The 24,191-nt window shown below is 56.6% G+C and carries 11 protein-coding genes; 9 read left to right on the top strand and 2 right to left on the bottom strand.

The window, feature by feature from the left end:
- Nucleotides 1-2: 2 nt before the first annotated feature.
- Genes HZS52_RS08825 through HZS52_RS08810 form a run of 4 tightly spaced genes read left to right on the top strand, consistent with a single transcriptional unit; the run spans nt 3 to nt 4,334 of the window.
- Nucleotides 3-1,733, top strand: a complete 1,731-nt coding sequence (locus HZS52_RS08825; protein WP_022521870.1) for an ABC transporter permease — start codon at nt 3-5, stop codon at nt 1,731-1,733.
- Nucleotides 1,721-2,812, top strand: coding sequence for an ABC transporter ATP-binding protein (locus tag HZS52_RS08820; protein ID WP_190374576.1), 1,092 nt, complete (start codon nt 1,721-1,723; stop codon nt 2,810-2,812). Before HZS52_RS08825 ends, HZS52_RS08820 begins: the two co-directional genes overlap by 13 nt.
- Nucleotides 2,809-3,900: an MBL fold metallo-hydrolase gene (locus HZS52_RS08815; RefSeq protein ID WP_190374575.1), complete on the top strand. Its 1,092-nt coding sequence runs from the start codon at nt 2,809-2,811 to the stop codon at nt 3,898-3,900. The genes HZS52_RS08820 and HZS52_RS08815 overlap by 4 nt, the downstream gene beginning before the upstream one ends.
- A complete protein-coding gene (locus HZS52_RS08810; RefSeq protein ID WP_190374574.1) occupies nt 3,888-4,334 on the top strand; it encodes a phosphatase domain-containing protein in 447 nt (148 codons plus the stop codon). Before HZS52_RS08815 ends, HZS52_RS08810 begins: the two co-directional genes overlap by 13 nt.
- Here the strand turns inward: HZS52_RS08810 and HZS52_RS08805 are convergent.
- Together HZS52_RS08805 and HZS52_RS08800 are read right to left on the bottom strand one after the other, a co-directional pair.
- Complete coding sequence (locus tag HZS52_RS08805; protein ID WP_022521866.1) at nt 4,331-5,494, bottom strand: MFS transporter; 1,164 nt, start codon at nt 5,492-5,494, stop codon at nt 4,331-4,333. The genes HZS52_RS08810 and HZS52_RS08805 overlap by 4 nt on opposite strands.
- Nucleotides 5,485-6,492 (bottom strand): GlxA family transcriptional regulator, encoded by a 1,008-nt coding sequence (locus HZS52_RS08800; RefSeq protein WP_190374573.1) that lies wholly within the window; start codon nt 6,490-6,492, stop codon nt 5,485-5,487. The genes HZS52_RS08805 and HZS52_RS08800 overlap by 10 nt, the downstream gene beginning before the upstream one ends.
- Nucleotides 6,493-7,118: 626 nt before the next feature.
- On the opposite strand from HZS52_RS08800, the gene HZS52_RS08795 reads away from it, so the two are divergent.
- From HZS52_RS08795 to HZS52_RS08775, 5 genes are all read left to right on the top strand, one after another.
- On the top strand, nt 7,119-7,487 hold the full coding sequence (locus HZS52_RS08795; protein ID WP_022521864.1) for a hypothetical protein: 369 nt from the start codon (nt 7,119-7,121) through the stop codon (nt 7,485-7,487).
- 126 nt (nt 7,488-7,613) lie between these two features.
- Nucleotides 7,614-8,384, top strand: a complete 771-nt coding sequence (locus tag HZS52_RS08790) for a hypothetical protein (protein ID WP_190374572.1) — start codon at nt 7,614-7,616, stop codon at nt 8,382-8,384.
- Nucleotides 8,377-11,973 carry a hypothetical protein gene (locus HZS52_RS08785; RefSeq protein WP_138799354.1) on the top strand — a complete coding sequence of 1,199 codons (3,597 nt, stop codon included), beginning with the start codon at nt 8,377-8,379 and terminating at the stop codon, nt 11,971-11,973. Before HZS52_RS08790 ends, HZS52_RS08785 begins: the two co-directional genes overlap by 8 nt.
- Entirely contained in the window at nt 11,970-13,388 is a 1,419-nt protein-coding gene (locus HZS52_RS08780) for a hypothetical protein (RefSeq protein WP_190374571.1), read from the top strand. The genes HZS52_RS08785 and HZS52_RS08780 overlap by 4 nt, the downstream gene beginning before the upstream one ends.
- A 10-nt stretch (nt 13,389-13,398) precedes the next feature.
- On the top strand, nt 13,399-24,159 hold the full coding sequence (locus HZS52_RS08775) for a LysM peptidoglycan-binding domain-containing protein (protein WP_190374570.1): 10,761 nt from the start codon (nt 13,399-13,401) through the stop codon (nt 24,157-24,159).
- The last annotated feature ends 32 nt before the right edge of the window (nt 24,160-24,191 follow it).

Here is a 24,191-nt window from a genome sequence, read left to right as displayed (position 1 = left end):
TCATGACGTCCGCTCTCAACTATGACAATAAGTACGGCAGCGACAACAAGTACGGCAGCCAGCACCGCTGGCTGCTTTCAAGCCTGCTGATCGCCATTGTACTGTTGAGCCTGGCACCCAGCCTGCGTCTGCTGATGGAGGCGTTGAGCGATCTTGCTCAGGGCCGCCAGTCACCGCTGTGGCAGGTGCTCAGCAGTGCCAGCACTTGGCGAGCACTCTGGCATAGCCTGTATACATCGGGGCTCGGCATGCTGATCGCCCTGATCCTGGGTAGCCTGTTCGCCTTTGCCATCACGCTCACCAATGTGCGCGGAAAATCGTGGCTGGTGTTCTGCTTTATGCTGCCAATGATGATTCCGCCCCAGGTTACCGCCTTGAGCTGGCTGCAGCTCTTTGGTCCGGCCAGCCCGCTACTGAAAAGCATAGGCTTGGCGCCCCCACTGGGCAGCCCGCAACCACTCTACTCCGCTGAAGGTATCGCCTTACTGCTGGGCATCCAGAGCGCACCGCTGGTGTTTTTAGCCCTGCGCACCAGCCTGCTTTCGCTACCCCGAGAGCTTATTGAAGCCGCTCGCATTAGCGGCGCCAAACAAACCCAAGTGTGGGGTCATATTATTCTACCCGTGACCCGTAGCGGCTTGATCGCCGGGGGCGCGATGGCGTTTATCTCGAGTCTCGGCAACTTCGGCATCCCCGCCATGCTGGGTATTCCCGCAGGCTATTACGTGCTGCCCACACTGATCTACCAGCGTATGGCCAACTTTGGCACCGGGGTGTTGGCAGAGATGGCTGCGCTCTCCTTGCTGATTGGTTTACTGGCATTGGCCGGGGTGGCGTTGCAGCAGCAATTGATGAATCGCAGCCGCTTCGGGCTGGGCGGCCATAGTGGGCGCTCCCATGATTTCACCCTGGGAAGCTGGCGCTCGCTGGTGACCGCCACGCTCGTCGGGATCTTACTGATTATTCTGGTCGCGCCGCTGCTTGCCCTGATCATCAGCTCGCTGGTACCCGCCATGGGCGTGCCATTAAACGCCGAGACCGCCACCCTGAACGCTTACGCCGAAGTGGTGGGTCGCCAAGGCGCCACATGGCGAGCGGTGAACAACAGTCTGTGGCTGGCGGGCAGCGCGGCTGTGGTGCTGATGCTGCTCAGTCTGCCATTGGCTTACCGGCTACAGCGCCTGCCGGAACGTTGGCGGGGTGTGGTACTCAGTGCCATTGAGATTCCCTATGCGCTTCCCGGCGTGGTATTGGCCATTGCCTGCATCCTGCTCTTTGTTCGCCCGCTGCCGATTATCAATGTGGCGCTCTACGGCACCCTGGGGCTGATTTTTATCGCTTACCTGGCGCGCTTTCTGGTGGTCTGCGTTAAGCCCGTCGCCGCCAGCCTGGCGCAGCTGGATCCTTCCCTTGAAGAGGCGGCACAGCTCGCGGGTGCAGGCCCCTGGCGGCGCCTGGGCAGCATTATTTTACCCCTGGTCGCACCCGCGCTGTTTGCAGGCGGCCTGCTGGTGTTTCTGCTGGCGGTCAACGAACTGACCGTGTCAGCCCTGCTATGGAGCGCCGGTAACGAAACCCTCGGCGTGCTGATTTTCAACCTCGACGAAGGCGGCGAAAGCGTGCTGGCCTCTGCGGTGTCAGTGCTGGTGGTGATCATGGTCGCCTCGCTGATGCTGACACTCAGTTTACTGGCGCCGCGTTTACCCAAAGGAGTCATTCCATGGCAGAGCTAGACACATCAGGGTTAAACACAGCAGGGCTAACGATCGACCGTGTCACCAAGCGCTTTGGCGAGCAGACGGCAGTTGATGCGCTGTCGCTGACGATCAATCCAGGCGAGTTTGTCGCTCTGCTCGGCCCCAGTGGCTGTGGCAAAACCACCATGCTACGCATGCTGGCAGGCTTTGAAACGATCAACGATGGTACGATTCAATTAGCCAATCGCACCCTGGCCAGCGCCGATACCCATGTGCCGCCTGAACAGCGCAATATGGCCATGGTGTTCCAATCCTATGCGCTATGGCCGCATATGAGCGTGGCTGACAACGTCGGCTACCCGGTCAAGCTACGCGGCCTGCGCGGGGCAGCGTACCACCACAGGGTGCAGCAGGCCCTGGCCCTGGTGGAGCTCGATGCCTACGCCGATCGCATGCCCCAGGCCCTCAGTGGAGGCCAGCGCCAACGCGTCGCTCTCGCGCGCTGCCTGGTCAGCGACCCTTCGGTGGTGCTGCTGGATGAGCCGCTGGCCAACCTTGACCGGCACCTGCGCGCCACCATGGAGCACAGCTTCCGCGATTTTCATCAGCGCACTGGCGCCACGCTGGTCTATGTCACCCACGACCAAACCGAAGCCATGGCGCTGGCAGACAAAATCGCCGTGATGAAAGCGGGCAAGCTGGTTCAATGGGGCGCCCCTGAAACCCTTTACAGGCAGCCGAGAACCGCCTGGGTAGCAGGCTTTATCGGCCAGGGCAGCCAATTAAAGGTCGCCGCCGGTCACCCTGGAAAGCGCCTTGAGAGCGCGGCCCTAATGCGCGGGCTCAACGCCATCGAGCCCGAGCGCACCCAAACGGTACTGGTTCGCCCGGAACATATTCAGATCAGCGCGGCACTCGCATCCTCCGCAGCTCCCACTCATAACCAGCTTGCCGCACGGGTGGAAAGCGTGATTTTCCGCGGCGAGCGCTATGAGCTCGCACTGCGCCTGCCCAGCGGGGAAACACTGCTGGCCTACCACCACACCGCGCCTGACCTGGGTAGCCAGGTTGTCGTCGACCTTCAGCAGGGTTGGTGCCTGGAGCCCGACCAATGAGTGTCAATATCGAGATTCTCAGTGGTTTAGGCGCCAAAGGGCCTGCTGCGATAGTGGTAGAAGCCCAGGGAAAACGCCTACTGCTAGATGCAGGCGGTGCACTCCACTCGGATGACACCATTACTTGGACGAACAACCTGGATGTGGATGCCGTACTGATCAGCCATGACCATATCGACCATATCGGCGGCGTGGCCGAGCTAGCGGAGAACGTGCCACTTTATTGCACACCACTGGTAGCCAATGCCTTGCCTCACAACCGCCCCTGGCACCCACTGCCCGAACGCGGCACGCTAGAGGTGGAAGGCATCATTGTTACCACCGGCCAAGCGGGGCACTCGCTAGGCGGTGTGTGGCTACATTTAGCGGTAGGGGGCGGTGTTTACTATAGCGGCGACGCCTGTTTTGAGTCGCGACTGTTTCCTTTTGATACTCCGCCGAAAGCGGTTATTGCGCTACTGGATGCCTCCTACGGCAGCTACGACCAACCCCAAGCACATTGTGTACAGGCCATTAGTGAGTATCTTTATCAGCCGCTGGCATTTCCAGTGCCGGAAACCGGCCGTGCCCTGGAAATGGCACTATGGCTGGCGGAAGAAGCTGACCAGCGGCAGTTAACGCTCTCCATCGACCCGGTGATTCGCGACAACCTGGCCGCGCTATTGGCACTGCCTGCAACACTGCGTCGACCTGGGCTCGACCACTCGATTCGCTCGCTTTTAGCGCGGCAAAACGCTTGCCCGCCAACCCTTATGTTGATGTGCGATCGGAGCGATACGCCGGAACAGTGGCCCGACCACCACCTGCTCCACACCGGTTATCTGACCCCTGATCGCCGCGCCGAGCTAGCGGCAGACCAAATCAGCTGGCAGCGCTGGAATGTTCACCTACGCGCGTCGCACCTGGTGGCGCTTGCCGATCAGTTGGGCGCCACTCAAGTGGTGCCGCTATTTACCCAGCTGGCCAATAACGAATTGAATGCCTGGCATGGACTACTAGGCGAGCGCCTCTGCACTGCCCAGCGTTTATCTGCTCATTCACGTCTAGTCACCCTTTCCAGCTTAGGGAGTTTTGCATGTCCGCAGTAATTGTTGATGTTGACGGCACCTTAGCCGAGTTTCACCCCCACCAGGTCAGTGACTGGGTGCTGGGAAGCCAAAAACAGTGGGAGCCCTTCTTTGCCCATATGGCCGAAGCGCCGGTGATCGAAGCGGTGGCCAAGCTGGTCAAGATACTGAAAGCCCAAGGCCAGCAGATCGTGATTTGTAGCGGTCGCCCCGACAGCCATCGTGAGCATACCCAACGCTGGCTAGAGCACCACACTATCCCCTTTGATGCCATGTACCTGCGCCCTGAGGGCGATGACCATGTAGATGATGAAGAAGTAAAAGCCGCGCTACTCAATCAAATGCGCAGCGACGGCTTTACTCCTTGGCTGGTGCTGGATGACCGTGATGCCGTGGTCGCCCAGTGGCGCGCGCTCGGGCTTACTTGCCTGCAGTGCGCGCCGGGGGATTTTTAAGCGTTTGCCAGCTTGGTTCGGTGCTGCCACACCAGCACCGCCAAGGGCACCAGCGAGATAGGGATCAACAGTAGGTTAAGTGTCGCCCAGCCTAAGCCGCTGACCAAGGGCCCAGCGAGCAACGCAGTGATCGCAGCGGTGCCAAAGACTAAAAACTCGTTGGCGGCCTGGGTGCGCGCTTTATCCACCGGGCGGTAGCTCTCAGTGAGCAGCCCGGTAGCGGGCAGAAAGGTAAAATTCCAGCCCAAGCCCAGCAAAATCAGCGCCACGTTGAAACCGGCTAAACCGATACCCAACTGAGCGACCAAGGCACTTGCCACCAGCAGCAGGCAGCCTGCCACAATGACTTGTTTGGCACCGAAGCGGGTGACCAAATGGCCAGTAAAGAACGAGGGTAAAAACATCGCTACCACGTGCCACTGAATGGTCATTGAAACATGGTTAAAGTGGTGTCCAGCCCCCGCCATGGCGAGCGGCGTGGCGGTCATAGCCAGATTCATCACGCCGTATCCGACCATCGCCGCGCTCACCGCCACAATAAATCCAGGCTGGCGGAGTATCTTACCCAGCGGCAGTGCATTGCCTTCGCCGTGGGTGCGGGAAGCAGGCGGTAGTTGCGTCAGCATCAGCACCACTAACGCCAGTGCGTAGAGCGCTGCCAAGCCCACAAAGCTGCCCAGAAACGGCACCTCACCCAGCTCACGGCTCACCCTGGCCAGCCATGGCCCGGCAAACGCGGCTAACACACCGCCACCCATCACCAAACCAATCGCCCGGTCACGCATCGGCGTGGGGGCGGCTTCCACCGCGGCAAAGCGATAGAGCTGGCCAAAGCCAATGCCGATTCCGATTAGCCAGGTCGACAGCAAGAACAGCCCAAAGCGCTCGCCAATCAGCGCCTGCACGGCAACCAGTGCGCCCACCAATCCCAAAATATTGCCCAGTATAAAGCCGCGCTTTCGGCCCAGCCTGGCCATAATTAACGAGGCGGGAATGGTGGCACACATCAGCCCCAGCCACTGGGTGGCGACCGGCGCGGTCGACCATGACGCACTTGGCGCCAAAGACGCCCCAATCAGCGGCGAGACGGCAATCAGCAAAACATTACCGGTAACCAGTAGCGCCTGGCAGAGCGACAATAGGGTGACGGTTAAAGGCATGAAACTCTCTCCTGAATAGAATCATCTGTATGGGTAGACGCAAAGCGCTGGCGATATACCGAGGGTGATACGCCGTAGTAGCGCTGAAACTGGCGGCGCAGTTGCTCCGCGCCGCCCAGCCGCCAGCGTTGTGCCAGGCGCTCGAGGGATACGTTTTCGCGCCCGTTGAGCAGCGCCAAGCGCGCTTGCTCGAGGCGTAGTTGGGTTAGATAAGCAGCGGGGGTGGTATTTAAGTAGCGCCTAAATAACCGGGTTAAATGGCGCGGGGAGACCGCCATCAGATCGGCCATGCTCTCAAGCCCGTGATCTACGCTGGGGTCGGCGTGGAGCTGATCCAGCAGGCGGCGGAGCGGCCCCGCCTCTTGTTGGTGTCGCAGTATCTCGCTGAACTGCGACTGCCCACCAGGGCGCTGCAAAAACACCACTAGCTCACGGGCCACTCGACCGGCCAGATCAGCACCGTGATCGGCTTCTACCAGCGAAAGCGCCAAATCAATCCCCGCCGTTACACCGGCGCTGGTGTAGCGGCCGTTACTTTCGATATAGAGTGCATCGGGCTCGACGCTTAGTGCGGGGTACTCATCTGCCAGTTGAGGTGCATGGCGCCAATGAGTGGTGACGCGGCAGCCATCCAGCAACCCTGCAGCGGCTAACAAAAATGCCCCGGAGCAGATAGAGCCGAGCCTCCTCACCTCTGGGGCGACCTCACAAAGCACCCGCATTACTGCGGCTATTTCACGCTGCTGCATCACGCCACTGCCGCCCGCCACCAACAGCGTATCCAGGGGCAGTAAATGAGTAAGTTGATGGTAGGTGTGCGTAGCATGTACGGCTAGGCCGCCGTTGGTGACAACCGGGCCGACGGCATCGGCGACCAGGGTCAACTGATACAACGGCTGGGGGCTTAGCGCATTGGCGCTGGCGAACACCTGCCAGGGGCCGCTGACATCCAGCAGTTGGCAGTCGGGGTAGGCAAATAGAGCAACATGGCGAGTCACAGTCTCTCTCCGCTAACGGGGAATCGAAGCATTAGAGAGAGTGTCAGCGCTGCACCCAATGTCGGCAAGGACTATTACCCCACCGATATGGACATCTTTATAAAAATCTATAAAAGCTGACGGATCCCCACGAACTCTGTGCTGTTCATCGCATAACGCCTGCTATCAGGCCTCTTCACTAAGACATGCTTGAAGAAAACTCCAAGATAGTCAGGGCACAACGCCGGCCAGGTGACGTATTCAATAGCCCCAACCTTATAACTCAAAGGTTAACTAACAAGCTAACTATTCACCAACCTGAAAGTCCAAAGCCAAAAATCAATAACTTAATACCATGCAGATAAAATCCCATACCGAAAAAATATTAAGTTGTTGATTATCACGATCTTTCAATCACCAGCATGTTTCACTTATTATTAACAAAAACAAAATTCAAACAAAATTCAAACAAAATCAACAGCATATATGAAAAAACCAAATAAAATAGTAAAAAATAATACTTTTTAATTGGATTGACGTTGACACTTTTCATCCCATGAACCAATACTTACTTAGACCACTAAAGTAGTGCGTCGCCCTGCATATAAATGATCTTTAACTTATGCCTATATTAGGGAGAAAATACCATGAGCGATACTCTGACAGCTGAACTGATGACAAGCGCGCCGCTGAAATTCAGCTATTCAATCACCCCAGAAGTATCTATCGACACCACCGTGAGCGGTGATTCCCGTCAGAACGCAACAGTATCGATTATTTATGGATCGATGACGCTATGGTCGGGCACCATGACTCAGTTTGCTCCAGAGATTACAACCCCTTTCGAAATTAAGGCAGGCTCTATCACCATCGAAGAAGGCGGCACCTTTACGCTGACGATACCAACATCAATGCAGAACGGGGCGGTAGCGGCAAACTTAAAGATCAAGACGGCCACGAGTACAGTGCCTTTCAACGCCCTTGTTGCGAGCTGGCCGCTTTCCTCAGCGAATTAATCCTAACCACAACGCCTACGCTTTGGCTCAAATGCCAGAGCGTAGTCTTTGCGCAGTCTCTGCGTAGCGCTGTCGTCACCTTGGCGCACGGACTGGGTTTATCGACCTATGATCGGATCTGCAGTCATGACGCAAGCCGAAAAACTGCTGAATGGGCGTCCTCGTGCACTCAGCACAGATGAGGTGATTGAATTTTTCAACGCCCTAGCCCCGTATCAAGCCACCGCGGGGCCTCTCACCATTGAAGCAAAAGTCGCCCCTGGTATGGGCCAGGTCGTTGTTAAGCTAGCACTGGCTGGCCGAGAAATGGGCAAGCGCCTGCTCGGTTATACGGAGCCGGAGCTGATCCTGAATCTCGCCAACGATGAAGCCACTGCAACGGGAAAAATCAAGCTTGAGCTTAAGGCCGCGCCGCATTTCTCTTCTTTGGAGGCCGACGTCAGCGCCACGCAGTCGGGGCAAACTTTTTGCTTTAAAGGCGATATCGCTTCTTGGCAGGCCAAAGGTCTGCCGGTAGTCGGCCACTATGTTACCCAGCTCGACGCTACTCTCACCGCCAATACCACTGTGCGGGGAGTCTCCGCCAACACGGCAAATTTCGAACTCCTCTTCCAAGGCAGCGCGGTTGCCGCCATGACGACAACCCAACTCGCACCGGTGCAGGTCTACCCGGATGAGATCAGCGCCGGCAACCTGCACATAGCCAAGGGCGCGAAGATCACCCTGGCTGTGCCAACCGAGATAGGGCCCGGCATGCTGTTCCTGCAATGTTTCTTTAAGACCGCCACCACCCCGGAAACACAGGTCTCAGCCTCGGTGGCTAACATCGCCTGGCCTCAAGTCGCCGCCCCTCAAAGGGTGTCCGATGAAGCGCGCGAAGGAGATCCGCATGACTGATGAGCCATTTTTTGCCCAAGACTTCACTAGCGCGCTCTATACGCTAAAACCAACTAGAGAGACAGTTGGATGGGTTGGCTTTATTTACCGCGGCGATAGCAGTCCCCCTGCCACCTTGGGCTTGCCGGAAGCCTTCAACGCGGGCTATTTCCTATTTTCGACCGACTCGCCACCGCTAAAAAACAAAGCTGAAGCTGAGACCTTTATCACTGCCGTACAGGAGTGGCTGAATGACAAGTTCGGCATCGGTAATCCGCAACGCTTTACCGGATCAGCGGTGTTGTGGATGCCCGACACGGCAACGCCGACATTTGGAGCGCCAAACGAGACCACAATCACATTTTTCCAGGGCCTCAGCACCACTTCCACAGCCAGCAATTACAATTTACATTTCGGCCAACTTACCCTATCGATCCCTCGCCAAGTCACGCTAACGATGCGAGACGAAGGGCTGCTATTCCGGCAATCCGGAGCGCAGCAGATTGCATTTAACACAGACGATGGCTTCGGCGCACCGGAGGCCGAGAGCGATCTGGTCATTCCATTTCAGGGAGATCTCGCTGGCTGTCTAACCGTTAAGGGATTAATGACACGGACAAATAAGTGGAGTCCGATCAGCTATTTCGAGACGGGCTTTCACTATCTCTATGCTGATGGCAAGGGCGCTGAACAGCGGCAAATATATCCATTATTCGAGGTTACCAAGGAACTGCCCGCGCTCAGCTTTTCCGCCGCACTCGACCCCCTGGATAAGCTAAATACTGGCGCACTCTCTGACCCCAGCATTGGCCTTTACCGTAGCCTGTTTGGCTTTGCCGACGGTACCGATATCGCCAGCTGGTTTCGTGATAAACATGGCAACCCGGTCGGGCTGGTGGCACAAGGTGGTTACGGTGAAGATGACTTACCCGTGAGAAACTGCGGGGCGCTGGTATTCCAAACGCGGGATAGAGCTAATGGCCCATTTGCAAAGGTCTATTTCGCGCCAGCCGGCGACTATGCTCTCAGCACTAACGGAAGTGGCCTGGTACTGCCTGGACTGTTCGGTTCGGAGCTGCTCCAAATCACCCCCTACAAGGCCGGAGCCTCCTACGACCGGGTACAGTTCCAACCCAATTGCTCAGCCTACGCGCCGGTTTTCCCCTTCCCCAGTGCCAGTCTCGACGATCCGGGCGCGGCCGTTCCCAAGCAGCGGCTCATCACAGACTACACCACTAGCCATGGCGCTATTATCAATGGCCCGAGAGGTGCAGCAGCCTATCTAGCGCAGCCACAAGGCAGCCCGCTATATGCTCCGGGTGCAAGTGCTAAAGCAGGCACCCTTGCGGTACTTCCACCGCTGCCAACCCCGTCGCCAATCGCTCAGCCAGCGAATGCAAAGTTACTGCTGCCCTTCGCACCTTATGCCGGGCTGACCAAGGACAACGACGGTTTCCCTGACGACCTGGTCGGTACTTTCGAAAGCCAGATTCTGAGTGCAGAGCGCAAAGCCCTACTAGGGGTGTCCAGTATCCGCGCCGTGGTCGAGCTTAGGGCGGCGAAGGACAACAGCGCAATACCGAACACCCACGATGTGACACATCAATCGACTACCCCCCAGGGGCTTTACGCCGAGATCGCCACAGCCTCAGCGGGAGGGGCCGAGGCGCTCTACCAGAAGATATTTTTGGCCAAGTCGAACGCGAAGAAGCCAGCAACCGACGAAGTAGATTTTGGCTTTATCGAGCCCGATGCCGATTTACAGAACCTTTTCCAAACCAACCAACTGTTGGCCGTCATCGTCAATCCAAAGCACCTTGGTGAACCTTCTCCAGCCAATGCCACCGCTATCTTTGAGCGTGATGTGGTCATCGCAGATTGGGGCATGACGGCAGCGGTTGGCGATAGCCTCAATACTACCGCCTACAGCAATATCCTGATTCTAAAATACTGCGATGGGGCATTGACCGAAAGGGTCAAAAATCCTAATCAGTGGGTCGGAGTGGATGACTTCTCGCTAACTGGACAGGGGGATGCCGCTACTGCACTGGCTGGGCTTTCGTCCTATCTGCAAACCTATCTAAACGAAGGAATCAAAGAGGCAGAAGAAAGGAGCAACACGCTTTACGCTAACTTCGCCCGGATTGTGCAGGATCCAAACTGGCAAGGCTTTATCGTCCTCAAGGCAAAGGTGGATCCATCAGGCTTTCCCGACCAAATCAAGGGACTAACGGCAGGCATCGATTTTTCTCGCTTCGAAGCGCATCACTTCGGCGCAACTGCCAGCCGGGTGAGCGTCGACGGCACCCAGGTGACCATGCAGGTGCCAAGCAGCCTGTTCGGCCTGATCGATTATCAACTGCCCCAGTACCAAGCTTATGTTGCTGCGGGTGGCAATCCGGAGATGCCCCAGGCGCTCGCTACCCAAGGTGACTTTGGCTTCACCGTGCTGCAGCTGCAGACGCTGTTCGAGAATGCCGCGCAGACTGACTTTCGTAGCCGTATTCAGCTCACCATGAATCAGTTGTTTATGTCGCCGGTTACCAAAGGTTACGGCTCAATTGGTAAACTGCCTGCGACGGCGGTGGTGCTACGTGGCAGCTACCAGCGCCAAGGGGCAACTCCCGTCTATGTGTTCGAACAAAACAACACCAATGTGTTCGAGCTGAACAACAGCGCATTGCCAAGCCTGGCGCTACAGCGGGTGGTATTCAATACTTTATCGACGGATAAAAGCGGCACTATCCGCAGCCGCTTTATAATGAACGGTATTTTCGAGTTCGCCCAGCTTTCAGTGGCCGACAACGATACCACTCGTCACGTCGACCTCCTCTCCTTCGGCCTGCCTGAGGGTGCCAAGGTCAACGACCCACCGAGCGGCCTCGCCTTCTCGGGCCTGGAAATCGCTATGAGCTCGCCGATTGATGCGCCCAATGCGGTGACCTTTACCTTTGAGACCGAACGGCTCGGGTTGGATGCGGGTGCTAGCAAGGCGCGCGACCATAGCCTGTTCAAGGATCTTGCCCTCAGCGTCTCAGGCTTTATCGCCGGTGCGGAAGACAAGCGGCCAATCGACTTTGGCTACCTTCCCGTGGGCATTGAGCCGAAAGTTCAGGCAATCTCCGGCCCCTGGTACGGCATCAGCTATACGGTAAGTATGGGTACGCCGGGAGCTCTAGTCTCCGCTGCCGGTTTCTCCTCAAAGATGCTACTGGCCTGGGCGCCGAGCTCGGGCAAGGGTGCGGCGGCCCCTGCGGTCTTCGTCGGTCTGCAACTGCCGGGCGCAGCGCCCGGTGCCAAGCTTCTCTCCATTCAGGGAGTCATGAAGCTTTCCATCGATAGCTTACTGCTGCGTCAGGAGGCCATAACCGCTGACCAACGGGCTTTCGTATTGCGGCTCAACAATATCGCACTCTCCTTCCTCGGGTTGGCGAAGTTGCCCTCCAGCCCAATTAACTTCTTCCTATTCGGTGACCCAACAGGCAGCGGTGCCTTGGGGTGGTACGCCGCCTATATCGACAAGGATGCGGCTCAGAAAAAATTGTTGGCTCCAGCAAAGCAAATAGGTCACGCACCTGATCAGCCGCAGGACAAGGAGACATCGTCATGACCCGGGTAATGGTCTGGAATATCGACAAGTTTGATATTCACAAAATCAACCAGTTAAGCTTAAGTGCAAACCCGGCGTTCGGGCTGAGCGAGTGGGAAGTTTCCACGGGGATATTCGGCTACATTATCGACAACCTGTCGCTGACACTTCCCGATGGAAGCCGCATCTTTCCCGACATCTTCGTTGTCATTGAAGTGTCGACTGAGTTCAACGCAAACAACCTGACACCAGGCCTTCTCGACACTGGGCTCGGTGGCGAAGGTTGCCTCTATTTACTGGAGGGCCTGCGCGAGGCCAGTGGCAATCCGAACTGGATGTTGGTACCTCCCCTCCAGACTGGTGCCTTCGATTCCGTCGCTGTGTTCTACGACAGCAGTAATCTCGTCTTCACAGGCCCTAGGGTCTGGCCCGGAGCTCAGGGCCCTGCCACAGATCCAAACCAAGTACCGGCTCCAGCCACTGCAGCCTACCCAGGTATGTTTGCTGGTGTGTTACCCAGCCGGCAAGTCCCCGCAGGATTGCCAAACGCAGGTACTCAGGAAGACATCTGTGCTGCGAACACTGTCTTTCACATGAAGGTTGGAGCTCCCTATGCAGGGCACGAAATGGATTTCGACAGTCAGCGAACACCCTATCAAGTGACCTTTGGCGAGATAGATGGCAGTGGCGCGGTTGTGCGCATGCTTAACTTCTTCATCGTGCATTCTCCAGCCAATACGAACGATGCCATTCAGTTCATGAGGACTATGGCTGGAACTGAGGAAATTTCTTCCGCTCCCGCTATAAACGAAGTCAAAGCGGTGCTGGGGGACTTCAACCTGAATCTGACCGATTATGATCAGACCAGGGATCCTGCTGTGCTGGTGCAAACCGACGCCTATGAGCCGTTGACTGATCTAGGCTACGACATGGCGCTCACCTCGCCAACTCCGGTTCCGTTTGGCTCTCTTAATCCGGCAACATTTAACGGCTATACCGGTTATCTGGCGACACACCTCAAACCGGTGAGAAGAGCCACCTATCGCTATGCGGGAACAATCGCTGATTACTACCCCTGCTTCGGTATAACCGGGTCCTCCCAGTCCTCGGTCAAGAACTACAGTCTCGACAATATCCTGGCTCGCTATGGCACCGCTGCTAATGGTCCAATGGCCGAAATCAGCATCATGAACGGTACAGTTCCCCAGCCCTATGATGTGGTTCCGGCACCACCGTACAATCCGCCCAAAGGTTTCTACACCTGGCCGATGCAGATGGCAGCGCCAGAATATCAGGCACCACCGCCGCAAATCACGAATACCAATCGAAATGGAAACGATGCTCCACTGCCAGCATTGGATGTGTTTCGCCAGTGGAACAACTACGGCCGCATCTTCACCACCTCCGACCACATGGCGCTGATCGCGACGATTTAGGAGCTCCCCCATGGCTGATCCAACTCCGATCCAAAAGCTGCGCGACGCCTTCGCCAATGCGCCAGACGGCCCAGTGATTCTCAACGACACCTTCTGGGTCAACGCCGGATTGGTGCCACCGGAGAACTTTACGGCTGACATAAAAGCTGCCTTCCGACTTAGCGACGATACCAACGGGTTGGAGATCACCTACAGCCGCGCCTCGGTCAGCGAAGTAACCAGCGGGAGCTTCTCTATCCCGGAGGTCTCCCTGACTTTCCTTAACGCGCCGACCAGTCAGACTTATATCATAGGCAAGGATAACGACAGCGATACACCGATTCTCGGTATCGATGTCGCGCCACAAGAATGGCAGTTGAAGGATTTCTTCACCGCTATGAGTGGCTACCCCTACAGCGTATTGGAGCAGATCGAACAACGGTTTTTCTATACCACGGCGGAACAGTCCTTAGACTTCAACGGGGCATCGGTACCCATGGCCACGGGCCAGAACCTGTATGGCAACTTTGTGGTGCCCAGCACGGTCAAGCTTATCCTCAACCTGATCCAGGGCCTGCCGAACCCGTCCGACCTAGTGCTATCGGGACCAGTCAGGCTTAGTTCGGCTGATCTTAAAAACACCTTCGTTCCAGAAATGGATGTCTCAGCTGGCATTCCTTCGGCAGGCGACCTCAAGCTGTTTTTCATTGATGTGTCACTGCCCCGCATCGGCTTTGTCGTCAAAACAGTGGAAGGCGAGCTGCCGGCAGAAGAAGGGGAAGCTGCCGAAAAGACCTACAACCAGAATCCGCAATATTTTGTCGAAGCCGTCGTCACGCTGCAGTCCGTCGACGAGGGGACAGAGATTCCTGTGCTGCTGCGTAGCCTGATTCCCAAAGCCGCCGAATCACCGTCAGGAACCAGCGCCCGTTACAGTTACGCCTTCTCGATTGCGGCTGCCGACAGTGACAAGCCGATTACGCCGAGCGCAGTCATCGCGCTGATGGCCGGCCAGAGCTATTTCCGCTCGGTGCCGCCGGTACTGCAGGAATATCTCGCCAGCGTGCAAATGCAGGGCTTTCAGATTGCCGGACCAGCCAGCCCGACAATGGGGGTGACGAGCCTCGCCGCCCAGCTTGGTTCGGTACAGGGCAAACCGATTCCGCTGTTCATTGATCCAACATCCGGCGAGCAATTCGAGATCCAAGCATTCTCGTTCAACTGGCGTATGCAGATGGCGGGCGATAAACCCAGCAAGACCTTCGCCAATTTTTCCGCCCTCTTTACGTTATTCCCCGACATTTTCCGCCAGAAGGATGGCTCGCCGGGTGGTGAATTCCGCATTCAGATCGACCAGGATCTTAATTTTAACGGCAACTTCGATGGCAAGGCGTCCATGAATGACGTCCTGATGGGTGTCACCGGCGGCGCCATCGGTATGCCACAAGGCGTAGAAGTAGAATTTTCCGATATTATTATCGCCGTTCAGACCAGTGAAAAAGCCTACCAGTTAGGCTTTACCGTAGATGCCTCGCTGGACGTGCCTTTTATCCAGACACCGGATGGGCAGAAGCTGGTCGAAATCAGCAACATGGCCTTTAAACTCGGCGCCAGCACACCGAACCGCACGGATAATCAAAAGGGGGCGACCGTCTACACCGGTTCCATCGACGGCCAGGTTAAGGTTGGGCCGCTCTCTGCTTCTATGCGCGTCGACTACGACGGTACTGCACAACCGCCGGTCTGGAGTCTCGACACTGCTCTTTTGGAGCCGGTCTCAATCAGCGATTTGCTGAGGCAATTTTTTGATGCCTACCAACTGCCAGATTTTATCCCCGGTGATCTGACCGTCGAGGCATTTGCACTGAATGCAGAAATCCCAGTGGTCTCTTCCAATCCCAAAGACAACAAGGCTAGCACTGCGCTTATTCGTCCAGCCAGGCATGTGGCGGGCCGCCACCTGGGCGCTGGCTGGACAAGCCCCGTGCGCCCGGTCGGGGCACTGACCAATGCCCAGTATCGTGCAGCGCTTCCCATACTTGCCGAAAAGCAGCAGCAATCGTCTTACAAAATCTCTGGAAAACTTAGCTGGAACTTCCAACTGACCCCAGACTTCCCGGTGGCAACGCTGGCAGACATCGGCTTGCAATATGATGGCAACCGTCAGGCGGGAACGGAGTTTTCCGGCCAGATCATTGGCACCATTACCCTCGACACCATCGGCGCCACGGTCGAGATCGGCTACCGTTTCGGCCCAGCCAAAAATGATGTCCAGAGCCTTGTGATGCCAATGACCCAGGCAATGCGTGACACCGTCGCGGCCGAACAGTACAGTCAAGTACTGTGGATGGCTTGGAAGGGCTTTCGCGCCGAATATTCATTCACTGAAGAGACCATCACCTTCTCGATGAACGGCTGGACCGTCGGCGGTCTCGTTACGGCGCTGATGGAGATGTTGGGCGATCCCTATTTCACCCTGTCGAGCCCCTGGGATATGCTCAATACGATCTCACTCGATGGGCTGTCGATCAGCTTTGATCTGAAGAGTGGCGTCAAAAACCGGATTAGCGCTCATTATAAGCTACCATCATCGATCAACCTGGGCTTCCTTACTGTCCATGGTCTCGTCTTCCGCCAGGTCGACGGCAAGACCACACTGGTGATCGATGGTAAGACGCAGATCCCCGGTCTTGAGAATGAACCGCTGTTTAACAAAGAGAGCGAAGGACAGGACGTCAAGAACATGCCGGATGTTCCCGGGCGCGGGAACAGCTACTTCCATCTTTACATGATGGCACTCGGTCAGCGGGTGGCCATCTATGACCCGGGTGCTTTCGATTCCACCAAAGCCGTGATTAAAGCACTGGCAGATATTCCGCCCTCCGACGGCCCTGGTATACCGTTCGATCCGAGCCAGCAAAAGAGTGGACAGCCCTACTACAACCCCTCCTCTAACTGGTTGGCAGCGCTGCATTTCGGTGTGCTTAAGATTCCGGCCACGAACACCTATTCGGTTGATATGCAGATCGTCTTTAACGATCCCAATCTTTACGGCCTGCGCATTGCTCTCAACGGGGAAAAGGTCAAGGTCTTAGATGGTCTTGAGATCGACGTTCTCTACAAACGTATCACCGACGATATCGGGCTTTATCAAATTGAGTTCACGCTGCCAGGGGTTCTGCGTAACCTCGATTTTGGCGCCTTTAAGGTCACCCTGCCAGTTATCGGCATCCAGATCTACACCAATGGTGATTTCCTAATCGACTTCGGTTTCCCGAAAAATATGGACTTCAGCCGATCTTTCAGAGTTGAAGCAATCATCTATGGTGTTCCGGTGTTGGGTTCTGCTGGCTTTTATTTCGGCAAGCTGTCCAACGCTACCGCACCGAACCTACCGGTAACGACGAGAGGTACCTTCCACCCGGTCATCGTCTTCGGCTTCGGTGCAGAAATTGGTCTCGGGCGCTCGGTTGAGTACGGCATTCTGAAGGCCGGTTTCTCAATCACTATCTTCGGCATCATTGAGGGCACGCTTGCGGCCTGGCACCCCTATCAACTAACCCACCCCTATCAACTAACCCGCTCCAGCAGCTCAAACGAGGTGCAGGGTGACTATTATTTCAAGCTGACAGGCACCTTCGGATTAATCGGCCGGCTCTATGGGTCGATCAACTTTGCAATTATCAAGGCTGATTTGGATATCACGGTGAAAGTGTATATCCAGATCACCTACGAAAGCTTCCGTAAGATCCCCTTGATGTTGGCCGCCGAGGTTAACGTCTCGGTCAAAGTTAAAATCGACCTCGGGCTCTTCTCTATCTCTATCAGCCTGTCATTTGCGGCTACGATTCGCGAAGAGCTGACAATTGGCAGTGATAGCCAGGCGCCATGGGACGATCCATCACGCCAACTGCCCGAGGCAGTGTTTATTGGCGTGACTGCAGATGGCGCTTATCAGCGCCAGCGTTGTTTGCCTGTGCCCCGCACGCTATTCGACTACGGCATTTATCACCGAGCTTTCCGCCTCGATGCCACGCAAGGGTTGGCGCGTATGAAGCGCCAGCAAAGCCTCACCGCAAGCCCGGACACTCTGGAGATCACCCTAGCGACCCAGATGACGGTTCTCGGTGCGGAAAATGCTGGCTACGCTCAGCAAGAAGGTGCCCTTGTAGTACTGTTCTCAATGGATGCACCAGAGCAACCCACTGAAGGTACATCCCCAGCGGGAGATGGCGCCGACACCTCCTTTGGTAAGCTCTGTGCCCAACTATTGCCATGGATCCTGCATAGCGTAACGCATGAGACCGGACTGCCACTGCCGAGCACGGCCACCGGCACCCTGTCACGTGCGGCGGTTGAGGGTATCCTGCAAACCCTGTCAGATCCTGACATTGAACCCTTCACTCCTGCACAGATTGAGGCCTTTCTGGCAGAAAACTTCACCGTGAAGATCAGTTTGCCCGACGCCAATCTAAGCGAGGAGCGACGAGCGGCACTCAATGCTGGCGCTACGCTGTTCCCGGCGTTGCCATTTTTGCGCCTCAGCGTGCCGGATCCTACCCAGGACACTGGCGAAGTAACGATCGACCTAAGTGCCTATGTTAGTGCTGACACCGATTATCAGATGTTAGTACGCCAAATTTTTGCCGAAACGGCCGCCAATGTTGATAGCGAGACCGATGGCGATGGCACACAAACACTCGACCAGAGCGCTAGCCCTTCAGTGCCGATGGCAGCCACGATACTCACCGACTACATTGTCTTGCTGGCCAGGCAGCTGGTTCAGCGGGCACTCGACGTCTTCGATGACTACCCCTATCCGCTGACCGACGAGACCTCGATCAATACAATTGTAAACTGGGCGAATAATATGCTGGCTGATCAACTCAATGCCGCAGACTTGATCGCGTCCAATATGACCTATCCACTGACGGCGGGACTGACACTTAAGCTGGCGAGTATCCCATATATGGTGCAGTCGGGTGACACGCTGCAAGCCATTGCTGGCCGTTATGGCATTGAGCCGGCGAGCCTGATCACTAAGAACCGGAGCCAAAATAACCTGATCGCCTCCGGAATCACTGTCGAGCTCAACGATAAGGTCTATAACACTCAGCCCGGCGACGACTTCAATACTATCGCTGCTGGCGTGAATCTAACTCTTGAGGCACTTGCTCAGGAGACGCAGCTTTACACCCAAGCAGGACTGCTCGCCGCAGCCGTACAGACTTGTGTTCCCGATGTTGCCTATACGACCAGGGATGAAGATACCATCGCGACGATCCTGGCACGCTACCATGTGCCGAAGGAAAGCTTCTTGACCGCCAGTACCATGGCCAAAGCGAATCTGTTCCGAACCGACACGGATCTAGCCTTCTCCGTACCGCGGCTCTCTGTGCTCCCCGAGGACAGCCTTTGGCCGTCCATCGTCGCCACCGGCTCACTCGGCCAAACCGCCGGCATGGCTGCGCGCTATATGTTGCACGGTATGCGGCTTCCGGTGGCACCAGGACTCACGTTACCAAAAGATTTTCTCTACGGCGCACCCTATTGGGATACTCAAACCGCTTACAGCCTCTATCAGTTGACCGGCCAGCAGGTACCACTGGCGAACCGCAGTGACGACTATACGATCACCCTTAGCCGCCCCGATACGCCAGATTACGATTGGATCAGTATTGGCAGCAGCACGTCAGCAAGTTTCGATAACATTTCCCAAGCCGGTTTGCTAACCCAGGTAGTCGATACCGCCCGCACCAATGGCTACAAGCCACGCGTCGAGGCGCTGATGATAACACCGGAGACAGAACTGGAACCGCGCAGCTATGGTATGGCGACCTATGTACCATGGAAGACCGCCGATAGCGCGGGGCTTGCAGCGGTTTGTGCGCCTCCGGCGGGACAAAGCAAAGTCGCCGACCAAGCCAGTGCGCCCCAGGCAAGCCCGATCCTTTTCGAACTGTCACCAGCGCTACAACAGATCATTGAGGCAAACCAGGCCGCGCTCGCAGCCCAGGGCTTGTCCTTCAGCGAGATGCAACCTTATCTGCCGCCGCTGATTCCGGAAGTCGGCACCACAGACCCGGCCACGCAGAAGACCGCCTTCCAACCGATTGATGACTACAGTTTCGCGACACGGATCGACTTCCGCATCAAGGCATTAGCACAAACAGCTGATCAGGCACCGCAGCGGCCTGACGCCAATGACATCGTACCGCCGGGGCCGGGGAATAGCGGCTCGCCAGCACAGGACTTCGCGCCTTATGCCTATGAGATTATTGGCCCCAACCCAGGGGAGTCGGTACTGCTGGAGCGATTGCTGACCTCCATGGCAAGCATCGGCGAAGACCTTGTCAGTGGCTTGTTCCTGACCTATGCCGACATCAATAACGGCGTACCGGGGCTAACCAGCCAGGCGCCGTCTGACTTCCTGTCTTACATCGTACAGTCGAACCTTTCCACCGAGACCAACCCTCCGGCAGGTGCATTTCGTGCCAATGCCCAGTTGGCCGAGGAACCACCGACGGGGATCGCTATGGCCCCAGCGGAGTTCATCAAGCTGCTGTGGGAACTAAGTACCGTCAATTCAGGTGGTAGTTTCCTGTTCTATCAAAACCTCGTCACCGGCTCTGGCCTGCCAACGGGCTTATTCGATAACGACGGTACAGCAACGCTGACACTGGTGATCACCTTGCGCCGTGACGCTGCGTTGCAATCGGCGACAAGGGTCTTCAACGCAGTGAACGCCCTAGTCACCTCGGCACCAATCGATCCAAAATCCTCGGTGGTGCAGCTAACCGGCACTTCGGCACCAGCCCCCAGCGGCGATGTCTCCGGCCTGACACCCTCCGAGATTACTGCGGCCTATGGGCTCGACTTGGCGGGTCTGGCTAAGGCCAACCCCAGGGAGACGCTCACCGCAGGTGCTCATGTCCCTATCTCCGGCCTCATTGCCCAATTGACACCGCAACAGGCGTCCACAGCCGACCCGCTACAGACGCTTGCCGACTATTACTCTGCTGGCTGCGTACCAGGCCAAGGCGTGACCAAGGCCGACATTACGGCCTGGAATCCAGGCGTTCCGGTAGCCCCCCTTTCGATTTTCCGCATTCCGCCTTTCACTTACCAGATTGGTGGTGCCCCAGGGTCAACGCTCACCGACATAGCGCGCTATTTCAACACTTCATTGGCCTTATTGATTTACGGCGCGCGCAATACGGCGGGGCTCTTTGGAAATGTGGTTAACATCGACCCTCTAGCCTTAGCGGCCAAACCCAACCTTGGTCTCGGTAATGCTGGCTTCAGTCTACAACGCGAGCGCGGTGCGATACCGCAACTGCCGGAAAACCCTACAACAGCAGACTTGAAAACCTATACCCAAGACACGTTGCTGCAACTTTATCAGTTGCTCAGTGCGCAGATCGTCGCTACGCCCTATTTCGATGCCAGTCAGATGGGAGCCTCCTTCGGCCCGAAGGATCCACCGGCCGAACCGAGTTCTACGCCACGCTCGCGGATTTTAAAGCGACAAGCGCTGGCAGAGGATACGCCTTATCACTACAGCCAGACCCTCGGCTTCACCGGTAAGGCATTGACCAATGCCGTACCGGTCGACACCAGCCTGCTTGACCCCACTGGCAATCCCTACCTTGGCGTCGGAACGCCGCTAACGTTGGCGTTAGACTGGCTGGATCTGTTCGGCAACCGGATTCCCAATCCCTTCAGCACGGTTGAGCAAACAACGCTACCACCTTATGGAACACTGGGGACAATGCTGACCTGCTCCGATGCGCTGATCCCTATCGATGCCTGGCCCTCGACTACCCGGGCCTATACTTACTCCGGCGACGCTGGAGCGCCCCAACTTAGCGTCGAACTGGTATTCGACCCGACGCCTTATGAGCCAGATACCCAACTCAGCCGCGCAAGTGACCTGCATATAGTCCGTGCTGGAGACACACTACCAGTATGGCAACGTACCGCTCGCTGTGATCTCTCCCAACTGACGCGGGTCTACTTTCAACTTATCCAGGACTATACATCACTCGGGATGATGGGGTTGGACGGCCCGGTGGTCACCATGGCCTTCGAAAATTCGCTGATGGCCGAGAAGACGCAACCGCTGACGTCAGCCGAACGTGAACAGATCCTAGCCTATCTGAGCGCGGCGATTACCTATCTGACCGCACGTGCGGATGGTCACACGGCAACGCCACCTGACAAAACGACGATTACCCGCAGCATCGACCTCAACGAGATCGACACCACGGCAGACATTCATCAGCTTGAACTCGGCCTCAGCTTTACCCGACAGGCCGAATGGGTAGCACCTAACCTGCGCACCGTGCGTGGAGGATTGCGAGCGGTCTCCAACATTCCCGCCAATGGGCTTATCGAACTGCCGCAGCCAAACCTCAAGGCAACGGACGAGACTCAAACCTATCCAGTGGCACTGACCGAGTTCGCACTGCGTTTTGAAAAGACCTTCCAGACTGAGAACTGGCAGATGCGAGTCGGTACAGGTTCACCTGACCCAAGTACGTCCAGCACCAGTAACGGCTCGACCGTCTGGGCGGTGCGCATGGCCAAGCCAGATGCAGCAACGCCGGCAGGTATCGGCTACAAGATTGGCAACACGGCGAGCTATTTTGCACCGTTACCTATCGCGTCGAACTTGGTCACCATCGAGGTCGACTTGCGCCCTTACGAAACAGGCACGCCCTATCCAGCTTCCGATTCAGGCACACTCACCACCTTCACCAGCGTTGATCCAAATGTTTGGCTGGAGGAGGTGTTAACAGCGGTCGATGATGTACTGGCAGCGTCCTTTTCAACGCCGCTCTACCAGCTCGACCGGCTACTCGGTTTGACCGACGAGCCCGAGACCAAGCAAGATGGCCTGCCCATCGAGCCCGAAAAAACGGGGTATCTGTGGCGCCTGCTTGAGCACAAGAAGGCCCTTGCTCACGCCATTTCATCAACCGCCACCTCGGTACTTGTTGGCGGTGACGACAGCTTGCAACCGGCTGCAATTGAGAAACTAAAACAGGCTCTTTTGAACCGGCTCAGCAGCGCAAACTCGCTGACGGCAGTGGCGGTTCTACCAGTAACGGGTACTTCATACGCCCCTCCGCTGGGACGCGCCGATGTGCCACCGCGCTTGTTCGGCCAACCCAGTGCAACACTGACAGGAGCCAGCACAGAGCTACCTAACGACAACTTCTCCCTAACCACCGGCAAGATCCCGCTGACCCAGGGTGAAGACACCAGCACTCTGGCCTTTCTTGCCACCTCCCGGTCAGCCGACTCAGAGAGCTATGTAGAGTTGAAACTCGATTACACCCTCACTCACATTGAGTATGACATCCGCGGCGTCGCAGGGATCGAAAACTACGAACAGTCGAACTGGATCTCTCTGCTCACCGGGCCGATCACCACACCCATTAAACCTGCCAAGGGCGATAGCTTTTCCATTCCAGTAGCGTTACGTGCCTTGCCACAACCCGCTACGGTTGAAGCGCAGACCGGCATCCCGAGTATGGCTACGCCGCAAAGCCCAGCCGAACTCAAATCCTGGCGCTACGATTTCACGTATTTGCTACAGCAGGCGGCCCAGGATTCAGTCATGGCCGATGTCGTCTTTAACCAAGATGCCAGCATCTCCGACGATGATCTGGTAGGCGCAAGCAAGGATAAGGCACTTTTCGATGCCCTGGCCCAATTTGTAGCGATTTATCCAGCGGTAGCGCGCGATCTGGAGTCCTACCTGCGGCCAGTCAGCGGCAAGACTTCTGCCGCGGATCCATCGGTCGCCTTAGCCAAGGACGCCATTGCGGCCTTCGAAGCCGTGACGTCGAATGTCGCCACGGCCTACGATGAGTGGGCCAGGGACAAACTGACCGCCCAGTTCGCCAAGGCCGCACCGCGCGTTGAATACACCTTCGAGATACTGCTGACACCTTCCGACGAAGGCCACGCCCAGGTCGAGATCATTCCGCAGCGTTTTGAGATCAGCCAGGAGAGCAAAGACAATTTCCTCTCCCTGGCCCAAGTACTTATCAACTCGCAGAGCTACGAGCCACACGAAATCCACAGCACGCCCGCAACGGGAGCCGTAGTGTGGCAGTACAAGCGACGCGAAGGGGCAAACCCAGACCTGCCCGAATGGCTTGCCTACGAAACCGCCCGCACCGACTCCGAACGTCAGGTCGGCTTCAACGACCTCGACCTGTTCGCATTGCAAAGCGGGTGGGCTTCAATCCAAGTCATGCGCAACCGACATCTGTCACCAGACCTTGATGTTAAAACCACGCCAGCGTTCGAATTCACCACAGCACCGGCGAAATTCGCCAACCCTCTGGTACCACTGATCAGTATTCCGAACTACACCCTGGACGGGGATACTCCGCGCACAGTGACCCAATGGCTTGAGCCTTTTTTCAATCAACTGCTCGCGCCGCTACCCCAAGTACCTATTCAGGAGCCGTTACTGGTACGGATTGAGACCACCTACCGCTACAATCTGGTTGGCGAACAACATATCCCAGACACGGTCTTGCCGCTGTCGCTTTTGGCGCCAACCTCGACCGAAGGAAAGACCGACCCGAGTTTCATCGCTACGGTCGGAGACTATGCTCAAAGCTGGTTCAACGACACAAAGCCACTAGTCAACGCAAGCGCTGGTTTCAGCTTCGATATTACCGTTTTCTCAGCGGCCAGCAGCGCTAGCCTGCCATTGTTGAGAATTTCTAACCTATCGCTGGCAGCAAGCCTCGTGAAACCCAACAAATGATTAACGGCACACAGATAAAAGTTGGCTAGCCC

Origin of the sequence: Vreelandella titanicae (assembly GCF_014697095.1) — a bacterium.
In the GTDB taxonomy this organism is placed as follows: Bacteria; Pseudomonadota; Gammaproteobacteria; order Pseudomonadales; family Halomonadaceae; genus Vreelandella; species Vreelandella titanicae.
Note: the sequence above shows the minus strand (reverse complement) of the source record. Positions and strands in the feature narration are given on the sequence as shown.

Coding starts and splice junctions, on each gene's coding strand:
- HZS52_RS08780 (WP_190374571.1), top strand. CDS start 11,970: ATGACCCGGGTAATGGTCTGGAATATCGACAAGTTTGATATTCACAAA.
- HZS52_RS08805 (WP_022521866.1), bottom strand. CDS start 5,494: ATGCCTTTAACCGTCACCCTATTGTCGCTCTGCCAGGCGCTACTGGTT.
- HZS52_RS08810 (WP_190374574.1), top strand. CDS start 3,888: ATGTCCGCAGTAATTGTTGATGTTGACGGCACCTTAGCCGAGTTTCAC.
- HZS52_RS08825 (WP_022521870.1), top strand. CDS start 3: ATGACGTCCGCTCTCAACTATGACAATAAGTACGGCAGCGACAACAAG.
- HZS52_RS08775 (WP_190374570.1), top strand. CDS start 13,399: ATGGCTGATCCAACTCCGATCCAAAAGCTGCGCGACGCCTTCGCCAAT.
- HZS52_RS08785 (WP_138799354.1), top strand. CDS start 8,377: ATGACTGATGAGCCATTTTTTGCCCAAGACTTCACTAGCGCGCTCTAT.
- HZS52_RS08820 (WP_190374576.1), top strand. CDS start 1,721: ATGGCAGAGCTAGACACATCAGGGTTAAACACAGCAGGGCTAACGATC.
- HZS52_RS08795 (WP_022521864.1), top strand. CDS start 7,119: ATGAGCGATACTCTGACAGCTGAACTGATGACAAGCGCGCCGCTGAAA.
- HZS52_RS08815 (WP_190374575.1), top strand. CDS start 2,809: ATGAGTGTCAATATCGAGATTCTCAGTGGTTTAGGCGCCAAAGGGCCT.
- HZS52_RS08790 (WP_190374572.1), top strand. CDS start 7,614: ATGACGCAAGCCGAAAAACTGCTGAATGGGCGTCCTCGTGCACTCAGC.